Raw genomic sequence first — 1137 nt, 5'->3', positions numbered from 1 at the left:
GCGCCGGGTCGAGCGGGCCGACCCGGCGCAGCCCGAGGGCCGCGGCCAGCGCGTCGCTGACCCCGGGGTCGGCGACGTCGGCGTTGGTGTGCGCCGTGTACAGCGCCACCCCGGCCCGGATGAGGGTGGCGACGACCCGCCCGCCGGGTCCGGTCTCGGCCACGCCGTGCGTCCCACGCAGAAACAGGGGGTGGTGGGTGACGAGCAACTGGGCGCTGCCCGCCGCCTCGACGGCCACCTCGACGGTGGGATCGACGGCGAACAGCACCGCGGACACGGGGGCCTCGGGGTCACCGACTGCCAGACCCACCGCGTCCCACGACTGCGCCCAGGCCGGCGGGAACGCCTGCTCCAGCACGGCCACGCAGTCACCGACTGTCGCCACCCTAGTGCTCACCACGGTGACCCTACCCGTACGGTCGCGGGCGTCTGCCAGCCGGTCACGGCGGCCGGCGAGGTACCTGGGTGCCGCACGCGACGTACCGTTCGCCCCGTAACGTCACCTCTGGCAACGCGCCTTCGCAGGGGTGGCGAGCCACGAGGAAGGGGCACTCGTCATGGCGGACGTTTCGGTGCGATTCCAGGTTGCGGGGGATTCGGAGATCGTGCTGAACCTCTCGACCCCCCAGGCCGTCCGCCTCGTCGAGGCCATCATGCGCAAGGTCGCCGACGCGATGGCGGCCCCTCCCGTGGGTGGTTCCGGGTTGGGCGGTCCGGGGGCCGGCGGCGCAGGGCTCGGCGGTCCGGCGATGGGTGCGGACAGATCGACCGTCGGGTCCGTCTGGCCGGACGTCAATCCCGGGCAGAACTCCTTCCCACCCGAACGTTGACCCCACCCGACCGTTGACTCCGCCGGAACCTCTGAGCGCCGCCGAACGTCCGGCCGCAGCCGAGCATGGGACCGCAGTCGACCGTCCGGCGACATCCGCACGTCTGACCGCAGCCGATCGTCTGACCGCGGCCGATCGTCCGCGGCGGCCGAACGTCCGGACTCGGCCGAGTGGTCGGCCCCGCCCAGGCGGCGGAGGGGGGGGGCGGGGGGGGGGGCCGCGCCGGGGGGCCCCCCCCGCCCCCCCCCCCCCCCCCCCCCCCCCCCCCCCCCCCCCCCCCCCCCCCCCCCCCCCCCCCCCCCCCCCC

The 1137-nt window shown here is 76.3% G+C and carries 2 protein-coding genes; one reads left to right on the top strand and one right to left on the bottom strand.

Annotation, left to right across the window (positions count from 1 at the left end):
* Window positions 1–400 (bottom strand): Nif3-like dinuclear metal center hexameric protein (locus ND748_RS32450; RefSeq protein WP_251750079.1); only part of this gene is annotated, 400 nt, incomplete at its 3' end.
* A 157-nt stretch (window positions 401–557) separates the two neighbouring features.
* Between ND748_RS32450 and ND748_RS32445 the strand changes: the two genes are divergently transcribed.
* On the top strand, window positions 558–830 hold the full coding sequence (locus tag ND748_RS32445; RefSeq protein WP_251750078.1) for a hypothetical protein: 273 nt from the start codon (window positions 558–560) through the stop codon (window positions 828–830).
* The last annotated feature ends 307 nt before the right edge of the window (window positions 831–1137 follow it).

The sequence above is a fragment of the Frankia sp. AiPs1 genome, assembly GCF_023716945.1.
Lineage (GTDB): Bacteria > Actinomycetota > Actinomycetes > Frankiales > Frankiaceae > Frankia.
Note: the sequence above shows the minus strand (reverse complement) of the source record. Positions and strands in the feature narration are given on the sequence as shown.